Raw genomic sequence first — 24,815 nt, forward strand, 5'->3', positions numbered from 1 at the left:
TCTCTTTCTCGCGCTTCTCACTAAATCGCGGGCGCGTCTGTGTCTGGGTTTTTCTTGTCGTGCTTAGCTTTAGTGGACTCCGAATTTGCTCCACGATCAAGGGCTGTTTGATGTTTTCCACAGGCTTGTTGGACGGGGTGAACGCCGAAGCCTAGCTCCACGAAGGCCGTGATGATCGTCCACAGCGCTCCGATTATCTCTTTCTTCTGATCTGGCGACAGCGAAGGATCATCAAGGTAGCTTTGGTAGTGGTCGAGATCGACCTCCAGCCGACTGTGATGGCTTACGCGAGCTGCATTGTTCGCGGCCTTAATCAGATCGGGGCAGTCTTTGAATTCAGCATCTTTCACGATGATTGATCCTTATCATGCTGGCACGGAATAGTCTCTCGCGGCCATCTTGTGACCGCGCGTTAAGGCACCTACGTGTCTAAGAATTTCCGCAACCGGAACTAAGTTCGGGTCGTTAATGGTGCAGTGACGCGTGTAACGCTTTATGAGCGAGCCTTTTGCCCGCACACCTACTTTAAATTGTATCACGGATTGAAGGCACTTGCCAAAAAGCAGAGGCAATTGCGCAGAGCGTTCGGACAATCCCAAACGCCCCGCTAACACTGACTTACCGTTCTCTGTCGTCGCGCTGACGGCGTCGCGTCTCGCTCCTATCAGGCCCATCCTGCGCTTGTTGCCGCAACCTTGCGATGCTTTCGTAAGCCTTCTGGTCGAGGCGTGCAGCCTTCAAGAGATCGCGTTCAGGAATCGAGTGGGTCTTCTTCCACTTGCCATCTTCGCCGCGATAAAAGCGCGATCTTTGCGTGCTGTAGATTGGTCCTTTGTCGGTTTCATGTTCCCAGATAGCTACTTCCACAGCCCCGTCATTGTGTCGGAGCACAGGTCGCTTTCCACTTTCTTTGTCTTCGGACATCACGTTTTCCTTGGCTGTTTTAGCGTGGGCGATAGCCTTCGATGTAAGACCAAAAGCCCGCATCATACTGAGGGAGGTGCGAAAACTTGCTTGGCACCGCTTCCGTGATCACCTTAGCCGTTCCTCGCCCCCACCTGCGGGGGATAGGAACGCGATCGAACGGCGGATGAAACGGATTGGGCAGGAACCGTCCTGCAAATTCAGGACGCGCGTAGTAAGGATACTTGTAACCAAGGATTGGTCCGAGACTCTTGCCTGAGACAAAGCAAATCTGCCTGTCTTCGGGCATCGCCAAGATTTCATCAGGCATCATCAATGCGCGTGCTTGCTTAGTTCGATGCGTCTCTTCAAACGCATGGTGACGGAAGCTCTGAGTCGCCGCAAACGGATCACTGCCGCCAAGGATGCTCATGGCAGCTTGGCGTTTAGCCTTGCGCGCTTGCGACTGGCGCAACGTGTCGTCATATTCAAGAGTTTCCTGTCCCAGCATGGATGAAACAAGTCGCGCGGTTTCGTAGTCTCTGACACCGAAGAACTGCCTTAGCGCTGCCGATCCCATAAATCCTTGTAAACCGGTTGGACCAAAATTGCGGGTGATCTGACCTGCATCCTGAAACAATGCCCAGGCACGAACACCAGCACCGCGACCGAAGGTAAAAGACCTTAGCAGCGCATCGAAATTGCCGAGCTGCCCCGCCTCATCGATGATCATGTTCACTGGGGGCGAGGACGGATTTCGAGATTTGTAGAGCATCTGCACCGTGAACATTGTGCGCAGCACGGGAGCCCAGATCGAGACGTATTCGATAGGCACGTTGATGGACCAAGTCGCAGGCTGTGCAGGATCACAGGTTGCCGAAAGCGATGCGCGCGGGGTCTCAAGAGCGCGCTGTAGCATAGGGTCATCCAGGAAATTCAGATAGGCGTAGAGTTCACCGACGATGCTTCCGAACTCACGGGGGCTGTCTTGCTGTTTGGCCAGCATTTCGCCTGCGCAACGCCGCACGCTTTCCATGCTGGAGCCCAACATGAATTCAAGAATGTCGGGCCATTCACCAGTGTTGGATTCTATGGAATTTATGGTTCGGTAGAGCGATGGGAAAGACACCTCACCGTCACGCTCGACAAGCATTTTGACGAAGGATTCGCCCCACTCCTGCGCCCTGAGTTCAAAGTATTTGCCACTCGCAGAACCACTAACTGGAATAAGGCTTTGCAGAATGAACTTACAGTCCGCATGGAAATGAGGGTTTCCCAGCTTCAGGATGTCGAGAGGCTGCATGGCATGTTGCGGCAGGTTATGTAGACCAGTTGGGTTCCAACAATACAGGTATGCACCCGCAATGGCGAAATTGACCATAGTGACCGAGGCGATTTCTCCGCGAGGATCGAGGATAAAATTCCGCTGTTCCGCTGCTTGGGCAACCGCCATGGAGAGCAAATCTCTCATTTTTCCAGCCCCCGCGCCAGCTACGCTCAGCCTTGGGGCATCCGTCTCAAGGCACATCGGAGTATTGCCGAAGTAGCCAAACTGCATACCACTGCCACCCAGGAGTTCGGCGTGAGCCAGTTGCCGTTCAGTAGCCCATTCGGCGCTACCAAAACGATTAGCTTCATTGTCGAAGTTCATTTGTTTCTCCCAAAGAAAAGGGCCGCCGATTGGCGACCCTCTGGTTCGTTTTCATGCTTTTAGCTCAGCCGATGGCAGCGCCTATGATTGTGAGGACAATCACCACTGCGACCACTGCGGGCCAAACGCTCTCCTTTTTCTTGCCCCATACGATGCCCTTAGGTTCGTACTTTGCCATTGTATTTTCTCCTTTGTTGAGTGCTCACATGAAGCGGGTGACGATTGCCAATCCGCCGAAAATCAGTGCTGTTCCGATTGTTGCGCGTGCCACGAAGAAGATGAGCAGATAGCTCAGGCCGTACCAAACCAGCTTTGCGAGACCGATGATCTCACCGCCATAGGTCTGATAGGTCAGTTCCAAAACGTAAGGTGCCGTTGCATAATAGAGCGTCGGCCCCCCGAGAAACGCAGCAATGAAAGCCAGCACATTGGCGAGGCCAGTGACAGAAGACATGAAGAGATTCTGCCCCGCCTTTGCGTGGTTCGTGTTCATGTTCCTTTGTTCCGAGATTTGAAGATTTATGAAACGAGTTCGTGTCGTTTCGATTCACTGTCTACATCAATCGCCGAACGCGTTTCGGGGGATACGCTTAGTTCGTGACTGATTGCGTCGAGTTGGCAAACAGCCAGATGCTGCACAGGGCAAACATCAGCCCGCCAACTTGATGGTAGGTTAGACGCTCGCCAAACGCTGTGATGCCAATGATTGTCATCAGGATAAGGTGAGTCATGCTGGACATAGCAACGCCTTGCCCAAGCCCCTTTGCCAACACGTTCACGTAAATCAAGTTGCTGAGTGCGAAGATCGCAAAAGCGCATCCCAGATCAGCGAGTGAACCGAGATCAGCATATCGTTTTAGAAAGTAACTTCCGCTCGCGAAGCCTCCACTGGAGGCAAGCAAGCTCAGCCAGTACACTGCGGTCATGGTTACACCTCTCGTTGTTATGAAGAAAAAGCACCGAACGTTCCCGTTCGATGCTCAAACACTTACTTGGCTAGCAACCGCGAGAGGGGGGGTTAACAGCTATGGTCGCTTCGGTGGCAGGTTATCGTTCGCGACTTTTAGTTGCCACACAGCACGCTGCCACGGATGGTACGCAAAATAGATGCTCCCGAGCGCTCGCCATCGAGGACGTGCCTCTGAGCGGAGCTTCAAAATTTTCTTGTCCGCGTTTGTGGATGCGAACTGATCGCGCCACCATTCTTGAGGGGCCTCGATCAAACAGTCGGTGTTCACAAAAGCTTCCTGAAACTTACCGCTAACAGGATTTATGAAGCCAAGCTCGGCGTCAAAAAACCGTCCATTGTAGTCGCGGTTTAAATCAACAAAGTGATCGAGCAGTTTAGCGTGATGGATTTGAAGGGACAGAATTAGCTTTCTTATTCCCATGACTTGATCCGGCTTAGCGACATCTGACGGCTTAAGAAGAGGACAATAGCAGTCAGCGCAAAATGGGCGGATTATCTGAGACTCACTTCTTTGCATAGCACACTCCAGGTTTTTGAGCGGCTAACGGCGGAGCCGCATAAACTGACGACTCACATAGCGCCATCATTAGACAGAACTATACAACGTGGTACACCACGATGTCAACGTGGTACACCACCACCCACGCCCACCCTGCTGGACTTAATCATCATTCATAGTCATGAGCGTGCTTTTCCAAGAATTCGCGGAGCGCAGTTTCTGTAATTTCGCGCTTTGTCATTCCAGACTTCTTACGAAAATCATTCACCAACCCAGGCAATTCTTTGTCTACTCTGGCTGTGAACGTTGTATCTGAGCGATTTACGGCGGCGTAGCGCTCTTGCTCGGGATCATTAAATTGGTCTCTGGTGCGTCTCTTTTTCAGCTTATTCCTTATGTCTTGCGCACTCATTGAGCCGCGCTCGCATTCCTCAAAAATTTCTTTAAATAACAATGTACTATTGTAGCTTAAATTCGAGATTTGTGCAATTATCTGCGCGAGTGCTTCACGATAGTACTGATCTGAAACGATTTTGGACGCTGTACGTTTGGCAAGCGTCTGACATGAAGCGGCACTACGATTTATCTTATCGCCAACAATATCCGCCGAGTACTGCATCAAATTGAAACCGATGAAGAAATACGCACATCGAGCATTAGCATATTGTGGATTGCGTTGGTCGCTTTTTAAATAGTCAATGCTGGTCTCAAATTTCTCAGCAACGAGACTAAGCAACTCTTCAAGCACAGCATCTGTTTCGGCACCATCCGCAACGCTTGTCACCTGTGATTTATTCAAAACGCTTCCCGACATTTGACTGCACCTCAAATTTGTGGTGTACCACCATACGCCACTTCAACACACATGCGCAACAGGCGACAAACAAACAGTGTCCTTACTCCTTCAAGGCTCAAGGCCGCGTACTGCTGAATTAACCGCGCAAAACCGAATTCTTGCCGGACAAACCACGCCAAGCTGTGATGACCTCTTCGAACAGTGCTTGGCAAGCTGAGTGCGAAGATCGCGAAAGCGCATCCCAGATCAGCGAGTGACCCGAGATCAGCATATCGTTTTAGAAAGTAGCTTCCGCTCGCGAAGCCTCCACTGGAGGCAAGCAAGCTCAGCCAGGACACTGCGGTCATGGATTACCTCGTTCTTTGAATGATATCAAAAAACAGCCTAGAAACCGGGCTGCGTAGCGGTTCTACATGGACACATCCACAAGAACTGGGGGATAGTGAAACGATTTTATAAACGATAACTCTAAAACGAGATGTTCCTTACGGGGCAAAATACTCAAATTTACTCAACACTCACGATTCCAGTGCAGAAAATGAAAATCACTTCTAAAATAGGCGAGCTCACGGTCATTCTGGAGCGGCATTATTCTCTGGCCCTTTACCAAAGGATATGGCGCGAATTAAGAGCACGGTATTTTGCAATGGCCTGCGGTCAAGATCGCTTTGCAGACGAATTAATCTCCGTGGTCTCTGCGGGCATAAGTAAGGCAAATATCGTATTCTCGGATGGCGACGAATACTCGTTACCGGAGACCTGGCCCTCTGCGCGAACGTTTTTCAATTTTGTGCACAATGGACCACGCCACACAACAAATAAAGAAAATTACGCCCAGCCACAAAGCGTACACGCGTCCAGTAGAGTCCTACAAATAGTACAAATTTATTTGTGCGTTAAAAATCCAAAACTCGCCGTTACATTACGCGAAAGTGAATTCGCATTCCCACTATCTGAATTTATCGAGTCTAGTGGAGCTGCGCTTCATATGTTGAGCCCAATAAAGTTATTTCCAGATACTCTAAAACTTTACAAATTTGATGGACAGCTATCAGTTTTAAAGAATGCCATTAAGAACCGTTTACAGGGCTCCGAAACGCCAGAAATCGAGTCACAGTTTCTCGGGTTTCTGGTCTTTCACCAAACTAGGCGTCAGAGCTTGGCAAGCGCGCTGTTTGTTAGCGCGAGGCAATGGAGTACATGCGTTTCTCACTACAATCGCAGCGAAGAGGACGAATTGGGCGACGCCTTTTCCGAAGTCTTGCCTGCACTACCTTTCGGCAGCTTGGCGGTTCAGGCGGTTGATTTTTCAAGACAGTCGAAGAATTCCAAGCCATCAATCGATGCGAATAAATATAGAGTTATCGTTAGGCAAAAATCCAGACTTACACAGGAAATGGATTTCTTCCAATTCATTGTTTATGCCGACCAATTTCAAAATTGGCTCGATGGGAGATTGAATAACTTCGCACATCCTCCATTTGCAATGATTTTAGACGGAAAGCACGAATGGATCATGCCTAGTTTGCCACTCAGATATGAGCAAGAAGTTTTAAATTATTCAGTAAATATAGGAAGAATGTGATATAATGATTAGAACGAAAAGGAGATTTGTGAGTAATAATAAAAGCGATATAGTTGACGCTATTTTAAGATCCGATATCGAAGCAGTTCAGCGAGCACTTATCGAAGATGTGGAGAGCATTAATGATATGCATACTCCAAGTGGGTTTAATGCTCCGATGCTTGCAGCGTATGGAGGCGTTAGAAACATTTTGCGTGAAATTCTTAAGGAAGCTCACGCATTGGACTTTTCACACAAAAACAGTGATGGGCATGATTTGATGATGGTCGGAATGCTGAGTCGAAGCCAAGAGATCATAGACATGATCATGAGTGCATACGAAGTACATGCACCACATATCATCAACAACTCACCAGAACCAAGTTAAGAAATTTTGGAACAATTCGCGAACGCTTCCAGCGGGATCGATGTTGCTTTGCGATGTTGCATGGGTCGACGTAACCCAACCCAAAGCACCGGTGCTTTTCCTACGAGGAAAAGCAAATGCAAATCACCACAATGGACCAGGCACGGGACACAGAGTTCCTACGCAACCTGAAAAACTATTGCTCTAATGTTGAAGAATACAATCCGGAGACAAAGAAATTTGAGCGTATCCGCCCTTGTCGCTGGTTGGACTGGCTAACTGATGAGTACCGAGATTTGAGAGAAACCATCACGGATGAGAACGGAAACGAAGTGTTCCTTGATATGGAAGTGTTTGAAGTCCCATCCATTTTCTTTTGGTTTCGCGACTTCTGCAAAAGAGTCCCATCAAACATTGAACCGCGATTACGACCGGAGTCAGAGGGGCGAGTGATCGCGATGGCGACTATCCTGCGCGCTCGCGATCCAGAAGGCACAAGACACTTCTAATGGATAAGCGCGGGTCGATCACGACCCGCGCTTGTCTTACTAAATGTAAGGTCCGCTAATGAAGCGGGCAGCAAGCCAAACTACCAGACAGCCTCGCTCTCACGCCATATGATTTAATTGCGAAGAAAACACATCTAACTTACTGTGCTTTTTAGTCGGGCAAACCACGCCAAGCGGTGATCAACTCTTCGAACAGTGCGTGGCAAAATGACTTGTATCGATCCGTTATCAAGAAATTCATTGTTTGAGGCTTGAGAGCATTGCTGCTGGCATTCATCGCGAGAAACGTTCCAGCAAGCGCATTCAGCTATCCCAAAATGCGTTCTTGTCCGGGAGGCTGCGCCATAGGGAAAGCACTTCATGATAGAGAGCTTCCCGCACTTCCATTGGATTCCCACGCATCCAGTTACTAAGCGCTGACGGTTTCACATTGATGCCATCGCCCGACGCAGCCAGGATGGTCGCAAAGGACTTTAGCGTAATGCCTGTTCGATCATGCTCCACTTTGAGCGCTTGGCTCATTTCGGGCGTCAACGGGATGTATCCGATACGATTTTGACTGCCTGTCCCGTACCTCTTGCGACGCTTTGGATATCTAGGTTTGGCGTTGTCTGTTTCATCGCCAAGGGCAGTCAACGTCTCAAGAAGGTATTGATAATGCGCCTTACGAATAGACTTCCTTTGGCCGCCGAAAAATGCGTGGACGGCGGCATAGTTTAGGTCGTCGGGAATATCATCGCGCTCTTCAAAGAAGCGCGGCCAACTGATTTGCGCCTTAGAGTTCAGTGAAACTAGGTTAGTACGCATGTCCTTGGTAAAAGTGAGCCATTCATCATTATAGTCCGGTAATACGCTCCAACGCTCCATGACTAAATCAACGTGCTCTTTCTCAGCGCTTTTCGTTTTTCCGGTCAACCATTGGCGCACTATTCCAGAAGTTAGGCCACCGTGTTCCTTTGGTCGAAGACCACGCAACAACGCGCATTCACCAACGCCCGTACGCTGCTTCTCAGCGTTCAAAGCTGCAATCAGCTTAGGTGTCAGATCAATCATGTTGGTATTAGGCTGTTGCCTCCAACGCTCCATGACAAAATCGAGAATGTCTTTACGCGCGGTTTTCAGGCTGCCGTGCAGCCATGCGGCAACGAGTGACCTGTTTAAACCTGGTGGCGGGCTCTCTAGTCTAGAAATTAGCGCCTGAGGGCCAAGTCCAGTACGTTCGATGTGCTGGCGTATCTCTAGCAAGATATCCTCGGTCAAAGGAACGCGCTGTTTGGAAGAGGCCTTGTTGCTGGTTTTTGATGAGCTCACGCCCTCGATTGTAGCAAATACAAACAATTCGATTCAACATTAGTTAAAATTTTATCAATTATTTACATAATGTTAAATGATTTCAGGCAAACTATTGGAAATCGCAAAAACACTGCCCGACAAATGAGGCACGAATTGCGAGGGGACTTAAAGATGTTGAAATTGAATGAACAGGGATCATTGATTGAACGATTTGGCGCAGCAACGCCGGACTACGTTGTGCACGCCAAACTGACCTCTGAGAAACAAGCCAAAGAGCATGACGATGACCTTGCCGGACAGAAAAGCGGTAATCGGGAAAACATGCTTTTGTCTTCGGCAGCCGCCACCAAGGACGCTCAAGATACGCGGACTGATAAAGCAGAACAAGAATCCAAGCGACAGTACGATGATGCCATGTTCATGGCTCTTCTCAATAACGGTGGTCTGGATAGTCACGTCGCAGGAAACACTTTCGGCGGCATGAGTGACGAAGAGGTTCTTGATGTCGTTGCCGAAATCGAAGCTGAGACAGGCAAGAACTTCGAAGACTATGCGAAGGATATCTTGGGCGACAATATGCCTGAACGCGTATCGGGTGAATCTGACGCCGACTATCAGCGCCGCGTATTGATCGCGGTCGGCGAAGAGGTTCTCGAAGAGGATGGTATTACCTTCAAAGAAGGTTATGAGAATGACCCAATTGCGCGGATTATCCGCCGCAGTGAGGTTTATCAGGATGCGCTAGATTTCAACAAAAACATGAACGCCGAAGTGTCCGCTACCGCTACTGTATCAGAGGAGCATAACTACGCGGTCGAGGCGGAATCGAACAAAGGTTATTACTCAAGCGAAGCTCTTGGTAATGGACTAGAGAACGAAGAACTTTCACGAGTTGCCAGCAATGTTCAGGATGAAAAGAGAGATTCCGGCTTGGATACTCTGTCCGACAATTCGTCCGGCTTTGGTGCCGCTCTGGCACTTGCCAGTGATACATTCAATGGTGAGTTTGAAAATGCGGCTGCACAACCATTGGACACTGAAACGGTGTCTCCTGGTTCCGCTCCAGACACGACACCTGCCTTACAGTCTTAGCCGCCCGTAGACGGCGCTGGTTGATCTGGCTGCAACGCCGCCACTTCTTTGACCAAACGCAATTGCTCCACGACATCAGGCATAGCGGCAAGAGCGGCTTCCACGCCCTTAACTTCGGTTCCAGAATTAGCACCATGAATATGCGAACCAATATGGTAGGTCAGACCTGTATTTTGCGTTCCGGGGTTTGGACTTAAAAAGGCCTGAGCTGGTGTACCATAGCGCGCTTCAAATAGCTTAACCATCAAGTCGGCAAATTCTTGCGCTGTAGCGAAATGTTCATTCGGGAAGTCTTCCCCTACGTGAACAAGAATGCCCACCCCATAGTTATTTTCAGCATAATCGCGGGCGGCATCCGATGCAGCGCGTAACGCATGCAACTCTTCGGTCCAAGCTGAATCTTGTGGTTGCGCTATAGGCGTTGCTTCCTGCGCGGCTGCTGGTGAGAACACGGCGCTCACGGCCAACGCCGCACCTGTCGCTGCACCAATCAACTTACTTGTCTGTTTGGCTTGTGCCATACGTGTCCTCGAATTCGTTGTTCGTTCGGACACACACCTCTGCAACATCTTGTTGTTCTTATGCGTTGCAAGGCTAAATATAGATAAATTATTGCGAATATGCAAGTTTTTTGAAACTATCTTGCTTGTCAAGCCATATTCTGAGTGTTTTTGTCTATTAATTATAGCGTTTCGAAACGCCATGAAGCGTTTTGGGGCTAGCCGCCGCATCCGACTCACATTTTCTCGTGGAAAACTAGGCCCATCGGTTGGTCGCCTGTTGGCGAACTCAGGCCAAAATGATCCAATCAAAAACGATCATTTTTGACTATGTTTAAGACGGACGGATTTATGACAATTGGTTATCGCGCAAAGTTACGCAATTACAGGGTGTTACACAAAAACACCCAATCGAGGAGACGGCAACATGAGGAAAGCTCAATTCGGATCGGTTTTGCTAGTCCTGAAAGGAGCCCGCCGTGAACACCTCCTGGCCATTCGCCCCGACACCCTTGTCCGCAAACGGAAAACTTATCGGATACGCAAGAGTTTCTACCGATGATCAAAGGCTTGACCTACAACTCGACGCGCTGAGCCGCGCTGGATGCCAAGCGATCTATCACGATGCAGGAATATCGGGCGGCAAAGCTGGCCGCCCAGGATTAGATGAAGCGCTGCAAACTTTGACCGAGGGCGATACGCTTGTCGTCTACAAGCTCGACCGCCTGGGACGTTCGGTCCTTCATTTGACCGATCTAATCACGCGGTTCGAAAATGACGGCGTCCAGTTTTGCTCGCTCACCGAAGGCATCGATACAACGACCGCTGGCGGAAAGCTCATTTTTCATGTCTTTGCTGCGGTAGCTGAGTTTACTCGTGACTTGATCCGCGAAAACACCGTCGAAGGATTGAAAGCGGCACGTGAGCGGGGCGCAAAAATCGGTCGCCCTCCACTCTTGTCGGTAGGCGACATTGTTGAAGCACACCGCTACATTCATCAGGAAGGCAAAACTCAGCACGAAGCCGCAGAACGCTTTGGTGTATCAGAAAGCACTTTGCAAAGAGGCTTGCGACGGCTTCAAATCGAAACAGCGGTATAATCGGGTTTCGAGCCAGTCGATCTCTCGGATTTTCTATTGTGCATTGCCCAGTTTCGGCGGTTTTCATTTTATCTGACACCCGCAAGATGTGTGGGGTAGTACCCCACATCTTGGCAAGGGAACCCGCTGCGCGCTCCCGTTGCATCCCTCCGGCTGTGGCTCTTTCAGGGTATTGAACCCATTTCAGAGCCAATAGACCGTATCGCCGGTCAATCACTCGTTGGACTTGGAGACGTGCCTCTCCACCAACACCGAACCATGCACAATTGGACGCCCAATTGATCACCGCCATATCATGGGGACGATTTCATCGAGACCAGGACGGGAGCATTCGCGCTCCTCTATCCTTGGAGCCAACCCATCGACCAAAGAGCCTTCGAGCCCTGTTGGAAACCTAACCAACCCTGCGCGGATTGGATGCCGCCATCATCTCATTGGAGAAACATAACCGAGGCCATTTGCTTGCCTCGATAGTCCGCTCACTCAGTTTTAAAATCCGCCAAACCAAACACTCTTTAGCGTAGCGCCAACCACTCAGCTTCAGACAGAAAATATAATTTTCCGCCTAGTACACGGTTTGCGAGGCTTTTTTGGCAAACCAAAAGCGTGGATTCTGCCCGCTACGTTTTAATCCGATATATATAGCTTTCACACCAGAAGACTCATCGTAGCTTTTGCTAGATTTGTACTTCGTGAAATCAATTTTGAACGCGATACTGCATTTGCAGGACGCCAATGCTTCGTTAAGCCAATTGCTTTCCGCCCATAAGGTGCTTCCTTCGTTCTGATACCTGCTGCGATGATTATCGGGGTCCCGCACCCACTCGCCCCAGACTTCGCTCTTGATTGCTAGTGCGCCTTCTCGGCTATGCCATTCTCGCTTATCATCATCTGGTTTCAATTCTAGAAACTTGTTGAGATTTCGCCCTAACTTTGGGCGGGCTATTGCTCCCCGAGCAGCATACTCATCATGATCATCTATGCCTATACTCCAGTATTCAGGATCGCAAATAAGCGGAGAGAATGGCTTGTTCACCCTGTGGCGATCAAAATACCCATCTGACCCGAACATAGGCAGCCAAAGATCGTGATAATCGGATTTGGAAAACTTAGCACACTGACCCACGGCCCCTCTCGTTTTGACCAGCGCAGAAGACAAGCTAACACAAACTCCATCTGGAGAGGTCCAACGACCGTAGATCGGCAGAAACGAACTTTCAGTTTCACAACGTAAACCTATTTTGTGGAACAGTGTTTCCCTGTCTTGCAGAGTTTCTTGGTCTCCGATGCGGTCGCCTAAAAATCGTTCCAATGCCTGGCTAGGAACCCGATCTTTATGGTCAGATAACCAAGAACCATCTTCGAATGAAACGTCTCGGTTTTTCAGAAATTCTTTCCAAGGGTCATTCTCTTCCCAATCGTAACTCTGTCGGATAACAGGCTTGATTCTGGCTAGAGTGGTTACAGCGTGGAGTTGAGCGTGCCTCTGAATATGCTCCCGATAAGTTTCATATCGCTCATCGGCTCGATAGCGAGCATGACCAGGAAATTCGGATATGTTTTTAGTTTTTGGCCAACGTTTGATGATCTCAGCGGCAATAGCATCGTTGGCTTCTCCGTTCGAGAGATTAAAGAGCCGAGCCACTTTGGACACTTTGTGGTCCATAAAGTCGTAATCGAAACCAAACTCAATCCTACGGTCAATTTGCTCGGGCCAATCGGTACGCTCAGTGAAACCGTGTGGTGGAACTTGAACTTCCTTCCAAAGGTCTGACAACTCGGCGCTTTTGGTGCCAAGGCCTTCGGCGTGTTGGATGCAACGTGCAAGGTGAAGCTTGTTGATTACATGCAAATCGTCTCGCTGCGCTATCGCCAGAAGGCGCGCCTTTAACGGTCTAAGGAGACCAGCGTGATAAGGTGCTGCACGTGACAGCCCCATTAGCAGCCATTGTTGTGCATTCATAAATGCGAAATAATGCTCCTTGGAGGCTAACGATGCGTTTTGGTCGACATCGAAGCGATCCAACAAGCGCTCAATATCTTCTACTAACCCCACATCAAGCATGGTCTTTATGCTTCTTGCAGCGTTCCAACGAACATAGGCATCACTATCACCCAATAAGTGCCAAATGAGATCAACGGTCACATCGATTTCGTCATCTTTTCCTGCGAATGCAGAACGATAAGCGCCTTCACCGATTTCATCTCCTACATTGGCTGCGGAGCCTGAAAGCAACTCTTCTAAGGCTTCTAGTGCAGTCTTTGCTTCGGTATGGCTAGACAAGTTGGTTGCAATCTGAAGCCACTCGTCGCCACTAAGCTCCAGGCGTTCCTTTGAGATGGTTTCCAAGACTATTTGCAAAACAAATTTTGAATCACCACACAACGTCGAAAGGCGATGGATTTGCCTAGAGATGCCCGTAAATCGCAGGTCAAACAACTCGGACCCTTTGAAGGCAAATAGGGTCTCTACTAATTTGCGGATACCGTTTCTTACGTGTGTCGAACTACTTTCCCACGCCTCTACGCATTCAATCATCAAGTCGAGAGTGTCATCGAATTCGAGCTCAGAAGTCTCGCAAAGGGCTTCAAGGAATCCTTTACGTTCACCATAAGGGCAGGTCTCCACTATCTTGCGGAATAGTCGTTTCTTGTTGTCGTATGGAAACCCTTCGAAGGATTGAGCGTTTTGAAAGGCCTCATCTAGAGATGCTGAGGACGCAAAATTGCAATCCGCGCAAATTTCAGAAATAGCGAGTTCTCTAGCGGCTTCATCCTTTTTCTTACCCAACTCTTGAAGGCCACGATCAGGGCTCATTCTATTGGAACTGTTTCTCTGAGCGTTCTCGATGTCTTGCCGTTTGCGTGCCGCGTCACGCAAATTTACCAAGCGATCCCGCAATGCATCGTCGTTGATTTCTTCGTGAGCATCCATGCATTCAACAAGACTCTTCCAAAGGCCTTCCCAACCGCCAAAGCTGTGCTCGCGATCCAATTTTTCTATTATGGCAGTTAATATTGGTCTCTTATCTTCGTGAGCTGCCGCTGATAGCAAGTCATCGAGACCTTGGCCGATTTCCCATTCGTGCCAGCCGTGATCCTCACACACTGCAAGCATTATTGCAGCTCGGCGCGGGTCTAGTTGACCGGCTTTGGCAAGATAGCAAGCCAATTGTGGTAAACCATACGAATAGTCCACAACGTCCTGATCATTCCAGCGCATCAATTTATAAAACGCAGGAAAGCCAATTGAAGTAGAAGCGGCTCTCCCAAACAATGCCCATCCAAACTTGGAAGGTTCATGCTGGAAAATAGTTTGGCAGAGCCCCATGAACCGATGTGAGAGTTCAGGCTTCAAGAAACCTCCGTGCTGCTTTTCGGCAAAGCGCATAGCGGAGTAAATCAGATCATGATCGTCGCCGCCCATCTGATCGAGCTGCGCCAGACCTTGAGCATAGTAAGACTTTGCTTCATCGACACTCAGCGAGAGCAATGAGGTGGCCAACTCGCGATATGAGTCGCCCCTTTGCTCGATATAGTCATCAGCTACAATTTCCTCTGCGAGCTTGGCGGCGTAATTTCCGACGATGTCGGACAAGTTGGCTCTCCGTGCCAAAAGTGTCAGAACACCAAGCTTGTCACTCACTGAAAACCTATTGGGTTCGATGACCTCAATTAGTTCTCGTGCTTCATTCTCTTTGACGAATTCGCAATGACGCAAAATGGTCTTAACGAGACCAATACCGACATGGCGTGCGACATTGTCCCGACCTGTTTCAGCTCTCCAGTGCACATCCGGTCTCAACGTAGGCTTCCAAATAGCCAAGAACTCCATCAAGACATCGTTGGAAATCGGTTTCTTTCTGAGAACGCAATTTTCAAGTGGTTTGACCAACTTCAAAACACACGAAACACCTTTTACGATCTCGTCTCGCTCTTGGCTCGAAAATTTTTTGCGTTTTTCGGGCTGCTTTAATTTTCGACCTCTCTCGTGGGTCTTTGTGGTGACAAGGCTATCAAGATACTCTCTCAATTCTGAATCCGAACCAATTGACTTAGTCTTCCGCCCTATCTTCACTTCGTCCGGCATCAAGTTGTGAAATGACAATTGTTTACCGGAAGACCAAGCTGCCAAACACGAGGATTGGACAGGCATCCATACTCTGTTCAAGCCATGCCGCTCCCCATAGTCGTAGCTTGATGGCCTTTTATGTTGATGCAAGCTGAGTAAGCGCTTTGCTGATTGCCTCGAGTTGACAATCAAGGCCGTTAGTGCAGCGCTTGAAATAGCGCCTTGCAGCTTATTTTCATGGTCGTAATTGTCTTCTGGCACTTTCTTCTTATAGCGAAGTACTAAGGCGCTTGCCGCACGAGAAATGGCTTTTTGTTCGTCTATCGCGAGACCGCAGTCTTGCCTAAGTAACCCGATTTGTAATGGGAGTGATAAGCAGCGCTTAGATGCGGCAAAATTGGCGAGAACGGCCAACGCGTTGCTGTTCAATGCGGTTTTGTGCTGATCACATAATGCAATCAGCTTTTTTATCACTGAAAGAGCAAATCTGAAATTCCAAATTTGAATATTTCTGTTTAGTGAAGACAGCTCGCCTTTGAGCACACTCAAAAACATAACAGCCGCAACATCGAACGCGTCAAAACCGGTCCTTTGAAACCGCGTTGTTTCATCGTCGTTGTGTAGATGCCAGTTTATCCACCCAATCGCCCGGTTTTGATGGATACGTGCCTCGTCAAAGTCTTCTGTGAAACTGTAGGCAACGGTCAATCGGGCATCTCTTGCCCCCCGCCAACCAGCCCGATCATTAAACAGCCGTCTAGATGCATCAGTATCTCCTAGAAACATCGCCAAAGACGGAGAGCGCCGAATGAACTGGTCGCCTCGTGCATTCGCTGAGGCAACCTGAGAAAGCTGCACAGTGAGTCTCAAAACCCGGTCTAGATTGTTGTCTCTAGTTGCCAGTGAATAAGCCGCTTGAAGGCGCGCAAGTTTTAGAATTCGACGCGCATATTCGGTTTCAACGGCATCAGGGAACACATCTGACCCCGAGAGCTGGTAGGCCCTTTCGCTATCACCGATCACCACAAGGAAGTGCGGTAACGCCTCCGCAGCATAGATTGAGTCCTTTTGGCGTCCTTGAAGCCTTCCAGCTATGGACTGTTGAGCTGTGTACTCGCTCGCGTAATTTTCCTTGATGTGTGTTTCTGTTGGTTCATCCCGAAAAATGGCACCGTGTTTGACCAACTCGAGCATTGGCGCAAGATCAGAAGCGGCGCTGTTGACTTGGGACACAGACCAACCAAGGGCTGCTGCGAGTTCATCAAGCGGGATCGGTGGAGGCAGAAGCGACAATGCTGCGAAGAACTCACAAACCTCAAGGTCGTTCCAACCTGCGGTGTGAAGGTCTCGGAAAATTTTGTCGCACTTTTGCGCAATCAGCTCTTCAACCAAAATTTTCGTGTCGGGCGCGTTTTCGGAAACGTTTTTATCCCAACTTTCTACGAGATACTCAAGAACACGCGCATTTCCTCTCGACCTTGAGAACGCCACCGCAAACTCGGTGGAAGTGATTGCTTCACGCCTTGTCTCAAGAAATCTCTTCGCTTCAAGTTTTGAAAATGGCGCAAGTTCGACGCGCTCGACGCGACTATTGCCGACAACACTATCCATACGATGCGGGCGCGCAGTTAGCATTAGTTTAACGCCGTCAATAGGTTCTGAACTCAGTGAAGCGAGCAACAGCTTGGGAAAAGATGCCTCACCACGAATGTCAGCCTCCATCTGGGCGTTGTCGGCGGCATCTAGGACTATCAGAATTCCCTGCAAAGAAGACTGGCTCTTAATAGTTTCCGATGCTTGGCCAAGGCGTTTTCTGGCAAGCTCGATTAAGCCGTACTGATCACTGTCTGTTGGTAGCAACGGATCACATAGTCCACGACTGGCCAGTTCGTTGACAATTTGTAGTAGGCCGATGCGTGGTAAATGGCGGGCTTGGGCCTCAGATCGGTAAGCGCCGCCCCCGAAGCAGTCGAATACTACTACCTCGAGTACCCCTGTTAGGTAAGCTGCAAAACTCTGTATAAAGACTGTTTTTCCTACGCCTCCTTCCGCGTGCAAAAAGATTGGCAAGTCACAGCGAAGTAATTTGTCTTTAACATCACCCAGAGCCTCACGAGCAACGACTTCGCCTACATCAACAAATCTAGTATCTGCTGGGAACAGTTGATCTTCGTCGCATTCAAGTGCATCCAGGACATCTTCGCGCCTAATCGAGTTGTTTGCCTGCCCCTCAACTTGAGATTTTTCCCGAACCAATTCTACAAGGGCAAAAAGCCGTTTTGCGGCTTGCCCGGTCGAGTTGGCGGACCAATCGCTAACAGTCCGTCTTAGGGAACGATTTTGAGTAGGTAGGTCATTCGTCCCGGCTCGAAACTCAATCAGCGGAAATATGTCTTCCGCATCTGTTTGCTCTTCTTTGCACCAGGTTTTCAAATATTGAAGCTGGCTCTTTGCGCCTTTAGTCGAAGTCGGTTCTCCAGTTTTCAGACAACCGATAGCTTGCCAGAGATCGTCTGAAAACTCAGCATTTGTAACAAAACCGAATGATAACTTTTGTGCAAGTTCTTGCGTTCCCACCTTTGCCCTAAAATTTCGCAGTGTAGCGGAAAACTTTTTGATTGTTTTTTTCAGATAAGATGAAGTGACCGGCTCAGCCGCTTCTTTGTACTTAAACTGCAATATTTGTTGTGAGGAGCATGCTTCAAAGTTGTCACCACCGCCGTAGTACAAGATGAGGTCAGCGATATCTTCTGCTTCTGAGCCCAGGTTTAAGCTTTCGGTCGGCGAAAGCCCTTCAACGACAATGGCAAAAAGATCGTCTTTGGGAAAAACCAACTGAAGCGCTCGCCTAGCCGCCCAGCGCTCGTGGAAGGTGTGTCCTGCGCGTGATACTCTTACAGTGTCAATATTCTTCTTTACTCTGGCCACGATAATCTTTGATTCTCTAAATTCTCTATACCCCACAATATATTGGCAACCATGATCGAGCCACTACATAATATAGAATCAACAAACTACAGACGTTGAGGCATCCAAAGATTACGGTGGAGCTCTCCTGAACAATGCTCACAAATCTCCTCCGCTTTAAGTTGACGACGCTTCGGCTTGAGTGCTTGACGAAACCGGACATATCCGGCAGATTGATGATGGCCTTCAGTGCATGCCGGTGTGTCCGCCACGCAAAGCTTCGCAGCACTTTCATTTAGCAAAATTGACTCCAGTCCTATTTGCGGGATCTGGTTAGTAGCGGACACCTAGTCAGATCCCATTTTGGAAATGGATCATGACAATGCAAAGTGAAATCAAAACACTAAAAGAACTCGCAAAGAAGTACGCGCGAGCTAATCGCATCCCTCAGCATGAAGCACTCAACGTGATTGCCTCTGAGTTGGGGTTCACGGGTTGGACGCAACTGGTGAAAATGGTGAAAAAGGGATGGCTCCCGAGCGCCGAACAGATAGCAACGGCTGACGCTGCAATCAACAACAACAACCCATGTGCAGGCAAAGATGAAAGCAACATCGAAAGGAGCTTCTCCCGTCCAACCGACGAACCCATCAGACAAGGTAAAGTAGGAAATTACGCTTACCAAGTCTTTGAGTTTAGTGGAGACCTTCGTATGGAAGGTGAAGGATGGCGCGTCCTCATTGGAGAGGCCGACTATTCCCAGCCCGTTGTCGAGATTGAGGCAACGCATGAAAATGCTTGCCCAGTTCAGGAACGTGGTTTTTTGGACAAAGCACTCGCGATAGCTGATGAGGAAATGACTAAAGTTCGGGCGGGCATTGCGTCAGACTGGCCTAGACGTTCGACAAAGCCGGATGCCGATGGCGCTGTCGTTCATCCGTTGTTTGGGGATCAGTCAGCAGAGTGGTTCTGCCTGCATTGCAATGGAAAAGTCACAGGCGCACAACTCGCTGAAAACCTTTGGCATTGCACTGGCTGCGGCGCAACCCCCATCGACATTTTCTCATCACCATTTTGGCTGGAAGCAAATAACGAAGAACCGAAGCCCATTGGGTCCTCGAAGAACAAGAAACGTCCTGAAGCGAGGATTAAGGTTGTAGATTCAAGGCCCAAGCTTATGCTTGATCAGAAAGCTATTTCTCTACTTCTTCGTACTGCATTGCTGGAGGACGCAAAGACCCCTGGTGAGCGAATTGGTGCAATTCAGGCTGAAATACATGTCGATGAAAACGGTGATGCTGACATTATTTTCGATGAAGACCTCTGGCCTGAAGACAAAGACCCAGAAGAAGCCTATGCGGTCGCCGAGAAACTCGGGATTCATCTTGAGTTGAGCGTCACTTGTATGACTTTCCCATTCGCATGGCCTGGTTTAGGGCATGCCACGACGAGCACGCGAGAGTATGTTCAGATGTTGCTGAACGCATACGAGGAACATGGTGTCGTTCATCGTGGGAAGAAAAACGACTGATATTGGTTCTTTCAGTGCACCCTTGCGGATCAGGCTGTCGAAAACCGAGCCCGCCATAGGTGGTCTCGGTTAATCGGTGTACTTCCTTTACACGTCGATGGACAAACGTGGACGGCTGAAACTTCTTCTTTGTTTCGGGGCTTTGCAGCCCCATCCCCCGTCAAGACCAAGCCCTGCGTTGTAACTTCGGGCGAAAGCCACGGAACCGTGGCTCGGCTACGCCTGCGCCCGCACCATCTTCCATAACTTTCGGTCTCTGACGGTCTCCCCCTGCTCATTGGCGCGGGCCTAGTTCGGTTGCATGCGCAACCAACTGCCCAATGAAGGAAAAAACCAATGAAAAAAGATATTTACCAAAAAGTGACTGACAAGATTATTGCTGATCTGGAACAAGGCGAGCTGACATGGCACAAGCCTTGGTCGTCGGACAACATGGATGGGCGTATTATCAAACCGTTGCGTCACAACGGAATGCCTTATAGCGGAATCAATGTGCTAATGCTGTGGAGCGCAGCAATTGACGGGGGCTATCAATCGCCGTTCTGGATGACCTACCGCCAAGCCAAAGAATATGGCGCCAATGTCTGCAAAGGCGAGCGTGGCAATTTGGTGGTCTATGCCAACACCATCACAAAGACCGAAGAGCAGGATGACGGCAGCGAGGAAGAGCGTAAAATCCCTTTCATGAAGGGATACAGCGTGTTCAACGTAGAACAAATTGAGGGACTGCCCGAGCACTTCTATGCCAAGCCCGAGCCAATGACTGATACCGCAAAGCGGATCGAGTATGCAGGCGCATTCTTTGCCGCAAGCAATGCTGATATCCGGCATGGGGGTAATCGCGCGTTCTATGCTGGCGGCAGCGATCATGTTCAGATGCCACCTTTTGAAGCCTTTAACAACCCCGAGGCATACTATGCGACCTTAGCGCACGAGCTGACCCACTGGACGAAACACAAAGACCGCCTTGATCGCGACTTTGGCCGAAAAAAGTGGGGCGACGAAGGCTACGCCCGCGAGGAACTGGTTGCCGAGCTTGGCGCAGCCTTCTTGTGCGCCGATCTGGCCCTGACACCAGAACGCGACACCGATCATGCAGCATATGTACAAAGCTGGTTGAAGGTTTTGAACGACGACAAACGCGCTATCTTCAGCGCAGCCGCTCATGCTCAGCGCGCAGCGGATTTCTTGCATGGGTTTCAGAACCAAGAGAAAGAAGCAGGAGCGGCGGCATAGCCGCTCCGAGTAGAGGAAGAAAATTGCGGTGGGCCAGAAGGCCCACCACGCGAAGGCTAAGGACCTAGCATACGTGATGCCAGCTCAGCCTCGATGTTTTCCAGGGAAGCAAGAGCATCTTGACGCTCTTGCGAACCGCGCGGCGCAACAGAAAAAGCGTTGAAAGCTTCTCTGAAAAGACCGTGCAGTTGTTCAGTGCTGCGGGATGCTGCTTCAAATCGAGTGACGAGTTTCATGTGATCCTCCATCGTCAGGGAGGCCCCAAACCACTCAGGGCCTTTCGGCCCACAAACCCATCAAGGCCCTTGATGGTTTGGTTGGTCTGCTTGTCCTGGCGGTGAGGAATCTCAGAAAGGAAGGCACTCGATTGGTGCAGCAATGTCCTACTGGACTGCACAATTCGCTTTCCTGAAAGAAAGTTTGCACTTTATCTGTTGAGTTCTGGCCCGCGCGGTTTCCGCGTTTGACCTTCTCGCAAGCGTTTAAGACGATCTTGCGGTGATATGGCGTCTCGACCTGTGTGACGAACGCGGACGCTAGGGCTTTGCTGTTGATCTTTGCGCAATGCTTCGAGCCGTACTTGAGCGGTCTTCACCCGCTCAACCGACATCTTTTTCTGGGTTTCATCGAAGCTCTGCTTCAAAGAGTGAGCAGTAACTTTTGCTCTCTCGGCCTTCTTCGTCGATGGCTCCAAGCCACGCATAACCAAGCGGTTGTTTGTCCGGTCGTGATGTAGGCTTCGCAGCACCTCAGCGTGACGATTGCGGGCTGCGACAATCTCGGCTTGAAGGCTCTGCCGATCCTTGAGTTGCGCTTCGACCAAGGCATGACGCTGTTCACGGTCACGGTACAGCGACCATATCGCTTCTATCTCGTTCTGTTTTGCGAGGGCCGCACGCTTGCCGGTTACGCGGTCGAGCAATCCGCGCAGGCCTTTTCGCAGGCGTGCAGATCGCGCCGCAGCTTCCTGTTCAGCCCGTGTTTTCTGACCGGCATCAAGTCTTGCGCGTTCAGCCTGTTGCTGCGCTTGCATCTCCTCGCGGCGCTTCTGCAAAGCGGATTTTTCTGCGTTCGCGTCAGCGCGGGCTTTAGTGATGTAGGACCCAAGCTTGGGGGCAATGTCTTTTGCGATACGCTGGCGGGTTTCAGCAACGGTCTTTAACTCTTGCGGTTTACCCAGGCGCGTTGTCACGTCCTTGGACGTCTTGCCGATGGTGCGCGGGATGGAGATCACTTCACCCGCATACGCCACCGCGACATGGCCGCGCCGATCACCCCGCGCGAGAAATAGCCCCCGCTCTTCAAGTGCATGCGAAAAGCTGTTGCGGCTGTCTGAGATCGCCCAAGCTTCTTGAATATCGGCTTTCAGGTTTCCGGCATGCTGCCCGACACGTTTGGCTTGCTGCCATTCAGCCAAGGTGAAGTTACGGGGATCGCGGTTTTTATTGTCGGCCAAGCCCCTTGGCATCTGCCAGCCATGTTCAAGATAGAGCTGTTTGGACACGTCCATCAGCTTGTTCTTGAAAAAAGGAAGCGGCTTGGCCGTCATAGTTTCGGCATCAATCCGACTCCAGACAGCATGACAATGCCGCCGTCCTTCCTTCTCATGAAAGACGATTACACGGGGCTGATCAGTCAGGCCGTTATTTTCTTCGATTGCCGCAATCGCCTGTTCAAAGGCCTCGATACGCACAGACTCGGTCTCGGGCGGGTTGAGCGAGACCGAAAACAGAAACTGACGGCACCTCGTACCTTTAGAGATGGCCTCAGCTTCTCGTAGAGCGCCCACGACATCATCGGTCATAAAGCCTCTGACATCGTGGACTTCCACATGCTCGTTTTCGACGGTCTTTAAAAGATGAAGTCCGAGTTGCTTGGCACCGCCACGTTGAGAACCTTTGAGAATCATGACGACCCCAAATCGCTGCGCTGCCCAAGAGCGCGCAGTAGCTCTTTGCGCATCGCAGCAACATCCGCGCAGGCGCGGCGAATGTCGTGCTCTGTCTCTTCAATGACAAGCAGCGAGCCGATATTCACGGCTTTGGCGAGTTGGTTGAGATTGTTGGCGATCCGAGAGTTACCGAGTAAGGCCAGCACTTTCGCAAGACTGGCATCGTCTTTCACGGGCCGTCGAAGCTTCGAGCGGGCACGTTTATGCGATGCTCCGTGCCCATCGAATAGTTTGCGCTTGATGAAGCTACCCAGCGGTTCATCGCCTGCAAGTTCTTCTAAACGACTTCTTTCTTCGAAAGTCAGCCGCAGGGAGAACGGCGCAGGCTTCTTCTTCGCCTTCTTCCCCGCTATCATATTGAAATTATTGTCTGATGTGCTCATCGCCGCACCTCAGATCGCTTAGATCATACTGTGCGAGATGGGTTTCCCACTCCTCAAGTGTCTGAAAAAGAAGGTTTAACTCTTCTCCGCTCAGGTCCACCACTTTCCATATTATCAGTGACTTAGCATATGCTTTAACCCGGTGCGCCGCACAGGTGAGACACATATGCGTCCTGCAAGTTACCTCAGCACGTCCCGTCACGGCGTCTTCTATCTACGCCTTCCGATCCCGCGTTCGGCCCATCCGGAGCGTCGTAGAACCGATCTCAAGGTCTCTTTGGCGACCCGCGAACCAAGAGTGGCCGCAACGCTCTCTCAAATTTCGGGGAAAGCATTGGTCAAGATGGGCCAGTGGGGGAACACCTTTCATCCAAGGCTTATGAGCTCAGTACCTCGTGAGACCATTTGTTCTCGTTTCACGCTGAATTATCTTGTTATGATTGAATCAAAAATTCTCAACTCAACCCTTAAACAGTCATCGGTTGCTCCAAATGACTGGTTGGGGGTGGATCATTTATAGGTTTTCTCGTTCGAAGTTGGATGTGCATGTGACTGGCAATAATGCAGCTGCAATCTACATGATGCGCAACTGGAAACTGGCCTTTCAGCTGGCCTTGATCTTGTTGACGGCAGTATGCCTGCAGCTGTCTCCTGCGCATTCTCAAAATGGTTGCGGCGAAAAAGACGATTGCTTTATCGCGTATGATTACCTTTCCGATCAAAACACTGATCCATTTCTGATCCAGGGTAAGTTGCTCGATGAAACGCATCCGCGTTGGAAAGAATACCGACGGGTCGTCAAACGCTATCCTAATGTGCGTTCGTGCCTGGTTCGTGAAGAGGCAAACAAGACAGACCCAAATCTGCTCAAGCTCGACTGGAGGCGTGTTGGAGCTCATAGGGGTGCGCAGGTTTGTGTTTTTCGTATCGCAAACAGCCTAGGAACTGTTGAGCGGATCAGAAATTGGTTAGTGTACCACGACTTTGCAAGAATCCGAAGTCATCCGAATGTGTCAGAGCGTTTTCGTTTGCCGCACCCAAATTATCCTGTGTCGCGTATAAGCGGTTGGTGGACAGTCGAGCAATACCGCGAGGCCAATCCGTCACTTCTGCGGTCGACTTTTGGGATCGATGTGATTCTGAAATTCTCGCTCAGCATCTATTTCAATGAAGACGGCAAGGTCGTTGGTGTGGGAGGAACAGCGGACGGTATTCTGAATTGAGGTCATTTGAAAATTATCAATCCAGCAACCAACCAAGACCTTGAGGTACACACGCCAATTGGCGAATTCGTTGGCACATTGGAAAATTCTGACTTCGCGTATGACCAAGAGTCAGGACCTTGTCCTGGCGTACGGCATCTGGAAGGTGAGGCGCGCAATCCCGCAACACCTTCACATGAGCGACAAGCTGCCAACACAACCATTTGGTTAATTTGGCACTTAACCTGTATAGAAGTTAGATATTTGATTCTTTTTTCTTTGGGTGATG

The 24,815-nt window shown here is 49.9% G+C and carries 21 protein-coding genes; 8 read left to right on the forward strand and 13 right to left on the reverse strand.

All coding sequences use genetic code 11. From position 1 onward, the window contains the following. Positions 1 to 20 precede the first annotated feature (20 nt). The 7 genes from PJL69_RS05325 to PJL69_RS05355 all read right to left on the reverse strand — a co-directional run bounded on the left by PJL69_RS05325 (position 21) and on the right by PJL69_RS05355 (position 5,166). A complete protein-coding gene (locus PJL69_RS05325; RefSeq protein WP_271308716.1) occupies positions 21 to 350 on the reverse strand; it encodes a hypothetical protein in 330 nt (109 codons plus the stop codon). Between the two features lie 268 nt (positions 351 to 618). Continuing rightward, positions 619 to 924, reverse strand: a complete 306-nt coding sequence (locus PJL69_RS05330) for a hypothetical protein (protein ID WP_271308717.1) — start codon at positions 922 to 924, stop codon at positions 619 to 621. A gap of 19 nt (positions 925 to 943) precedes the next feature. Then, positions 944 to 2,554 carry a type IV secretory system conjugative DNA transfer family protein gene (locus PJL69_RS05335; RefSeq protein ID WP_271308718.1) on the reverse strand — a complete coding sequence of 537 codons (1,611 nt, stop codon included), beginning with the start codon at positions 2,552 to 2,554 and terminating at the stop codon, positions 944 to 946. A gap of 202 nt (positions 2,555 to 2,756) precedes the next feature. Next, positions 2,757 to 3,047, reverse strand: a complete 291-nt coding sequence (locus PJL69_RS05340) for a hypothetical protein (protein WP_271308719.1) — start codon at positions 3,045 to 3,047, stop codon at positions 2,757 to 2,759. 97 nt (positions 3,048 to 3,144) lie between these two features. Next, positions 3,145 to 3,480, reverse strand: a complete 336-nt coding sequence (locus PJL69_RS05345; RefSeq protein WP_271308720.1) for a hypothetical protein — start codon at positions 3,478 to 3,480, stop codon at positions 3,145 to 3,147. A gap of 712 nt (positions 3,481 to 4,192) precedes the next feature. Then, positions 4,193 to 4,837: a hypothetical protein gene (locus tag PJL69_RS05350; RefSeq protein ID WP_271308721.1), complete on the reverse strand. Its 645-nt coding sequence runs from the start codon at positions 4,835 to 4,837 to the stop codon at positions 4,193 to 4,195. An 11-nt stretch (positions 4,838 to 4,848) separates the two neighbouring features. Continuing rightward, on the reverse strand, positions 4,849 to 5,166 hold the full coding sequence (locus PJL69_RS05355; RefSeq protein ID WP_271308722.1) for a hypothetical protein: 318 nt from the start codon (positions 5,164 to 5,166) through the stop codon (positions 4,849 to 4,851). Between the two features lie 191 nt (positions 5,167 to 5,357). Here PJL69_RS05355 and PJL69_RS05360 point away from each other — a divergent pair, with 191 nt between their 5' ends. The 3 genes from PJL69_RS05360 (at position 5,358) to PJL69_RS05370 (ending at position 7,259) form a co-directional block, all read left to right on the forward strand. Next, positions 5,358 to 6,404 (forward strand): hypothetical protein, encoded by a 1,047-nt coding sequence (locus PJL69_RS05360; protein ID WP_271308723.1) that lies wholly within the window; start codon positions 5,358 to 5,360, stop codon positions 6,402 to 6,404. A gap of 28 nt (positions 6,405 to 6,432) precedes the next feature. Continuing rightward, the gene (locus PJL69_RS05365) at positions 6,433 to 6,771 is read left to right on the forward strand and encodes a hypothetical protein (protein WP_271308724.1); all 339 of its coding nucleotides are present in this window, start codon (positions 6,433 to 6,435) and stop codon (positions 6,769 to 6,771) included. A 116-nt stretch (positions 6,772 to 6,887) separates the two neighbouring features. After that, positions 6,888 to 7,259 carry a hypothetical protein gene (locus PJL69_RS05370; RefSeq protein ID WP_271308725.1) on the forward strand — a complete coding sequence of 124 codons (372 nt, stop codon included), beginning with the start codon at positions 6,888 to 6,890 and terminating at the stop codon, positions 7,257 to 7,259. 303 nt (positions 7,260 to 7,562) lie between these two features. On the opposite strand, the gene PJL69_RS05375 is transcribed toward PJL69_RS05370, so the two are convergent. Next, the gene (locus PJL69_RS05375; protein WP_271308726.1) at positions 7,563 to 8,597 is read right to left on the reverse strand and encodes a hypothetical protein; all 1,035 of its coding nucleotides are present in this window, start codon (positions 8,595 to 8,597) and stop codon (positions 7,563 to 7,565) included. A gap of 126 nt (positions 8,598 to 8,723) precedes the next feature. On the opposite strand from PJL69_RS05375, the gene PJL69_RS05380 reads away from it, so the two are divergent. Next, complete coding sequence (locus tag PJL69_RS05380) at positions 8,724 to 9,644, forward strand: hypothetical protein (RefSeq protein ID WP_271308727.1); 921 nt, start codon at positions 8,724 to 8,726, stop codon at positions 9,642 to 9,644. Here PJL69_RS05380 and PJL69_RS05385 read toward each other — a convergent pair. Beyond that, positions 9,641 to 10,165, reverse strand: coding sequence for a hypothetical protein (locus PJL69_RS05385; protein WP_271308728.1), 525 nt, complete (start codon positions 10,163 to 10,165; stop codon positions 9,641 to 9,643). The genes PJL69_RS05380 and PJL69_RS05385 overlap by 4 nt on opposite strands. 458 nt (positions 10,166 to 10,623) lie before the next feature. On the opposite strand from PJL69_RS05385, the gene PJL69_RS05390 reads away from it, so the two are divergent. After that, positions 10,624 to 11,244 carry a recombinase family protein gene (locus PJL69_RS05390; RefSeq protein ID WP_271308729.1) on the forward strand — a complete coding sequence of 207 codons (621 nt, stop codon included), beginning with the start codon at positions 10,624 to 10,626 and terminating at the stop codon, positions 11,242 to 11,244. Between the two features lie 565 nt (positions 11,245 to 11,809). Here PJL69_RS05390 and PJL69_RS05395 read toward each other — a convergent pair. Continuing rightward, entirely contained in the window at positions 11,810 to 18,244 is a 6,435-nt protein-coding gene (locus PJL69_RS05395) for a hypothetical protein (RefSeq protein WP_271308730.1), read from the reverse strand. 355 nt (positions 18,245 to 18,599) lie between these two features. Between PJL69_RS05395 and PJL69_RS05400 the strand changes: the two genes are divergently transcribed. Together PJL69_RS05400 and PJL69_RS05405 are read left to right on the forward strand one after the other, a co-directional pair. Then, positions 18,600 to 19,754 (forward strand): hypothetical protein, encoded by a 1,155-nt coding sequence (locus PJL69_RS05400; protein ID WP_271308731.1) that lies wholly within the window; start codon positions 18,600 to 18,602, stop codon positions 19,752 to 19,754. Positions 19,755 to 20,090: 336 nt separating this feature from the next. Next, entirely contained in the window at positions 20,091 to 20,990 is a 900-nt protein-coding gene (locus PJL69_RS05405; protein WP_271308732.1) for an ArdC family protein, read from the forward strand. 56 nt (positions 20,991 to 21,046) lie between these two features. On the opposite strand, the gene PJL69_RS05410 is transcribed toward PJL69_RS05405, so the two are convergent. The 3 genes from PJL69_RS05410 to mobC form a co-directional block, all read right to left on the reverse strand. Beyond that, on the reverse strand, positions 21,047 to 21,226 hold the full coding sequence (locus PJL69_RS05410; RefSeq protein ID WP_271308733.1) for a hypothetical protein: 180 nt from the start codon (positions 21,224 to 21,226) through the stop codon (positions 21,047 to 21,049). Positions 21,227 to 21,417: 191 nt separating this feature from the next. Beyond that, positions 21,418 to 22,899, reverse strand: coding sequence for a relaxase/mobilization nuclease domain-containing protein (locus tag PJL69_RS05415; RefSeq protein WP_271308734.1), 1,482 nt, complete (start codon positions 22,897 to 22,899; stop codon positions 21,418 to 21,420). Continuing rightward, positions 22,896 to 23,324: a plasmid mobilization relaxosome protein MobC gene (mobC, locus tag PJL69_RS05420; protein ID WP_271308735.1), complete on the reverse strand. Its 429-nt coding sequence runs from the start codon at positions 23,322 to 23,324 to the stop codon at positions 22,896 to 22,898. Before mobC ends, PJL69_RS05415 begins: the two co-directional genes overlap by 4 nt. Before the next feature lie 548 nt (positions 23,325 to 23,872). On the opposite strand from mobC, the gene PJL69_RS05425 reads away from it, so the two are divergent. Beyond that, entirely contained in the window at positions 23,873 to 24,547 is a 675-nt protein-coding gene (locus PJL69_RS05425) for a hypothetical protein (RefSeq protein ID WP_271308736.1), read from the forward strand. Positions 24,548 to 24,815 lie beyond the last annotated feature (268 nt).

Origin of the sequence: Shimia sp. MMG029, assembly GCF_027947445.1 — a bacterium.
Lineage (GTDB): Bacteria > Pseudomonadota > Alphaproteobacteria > Rhodobacterales > Rhodobacteraceae > Shimia.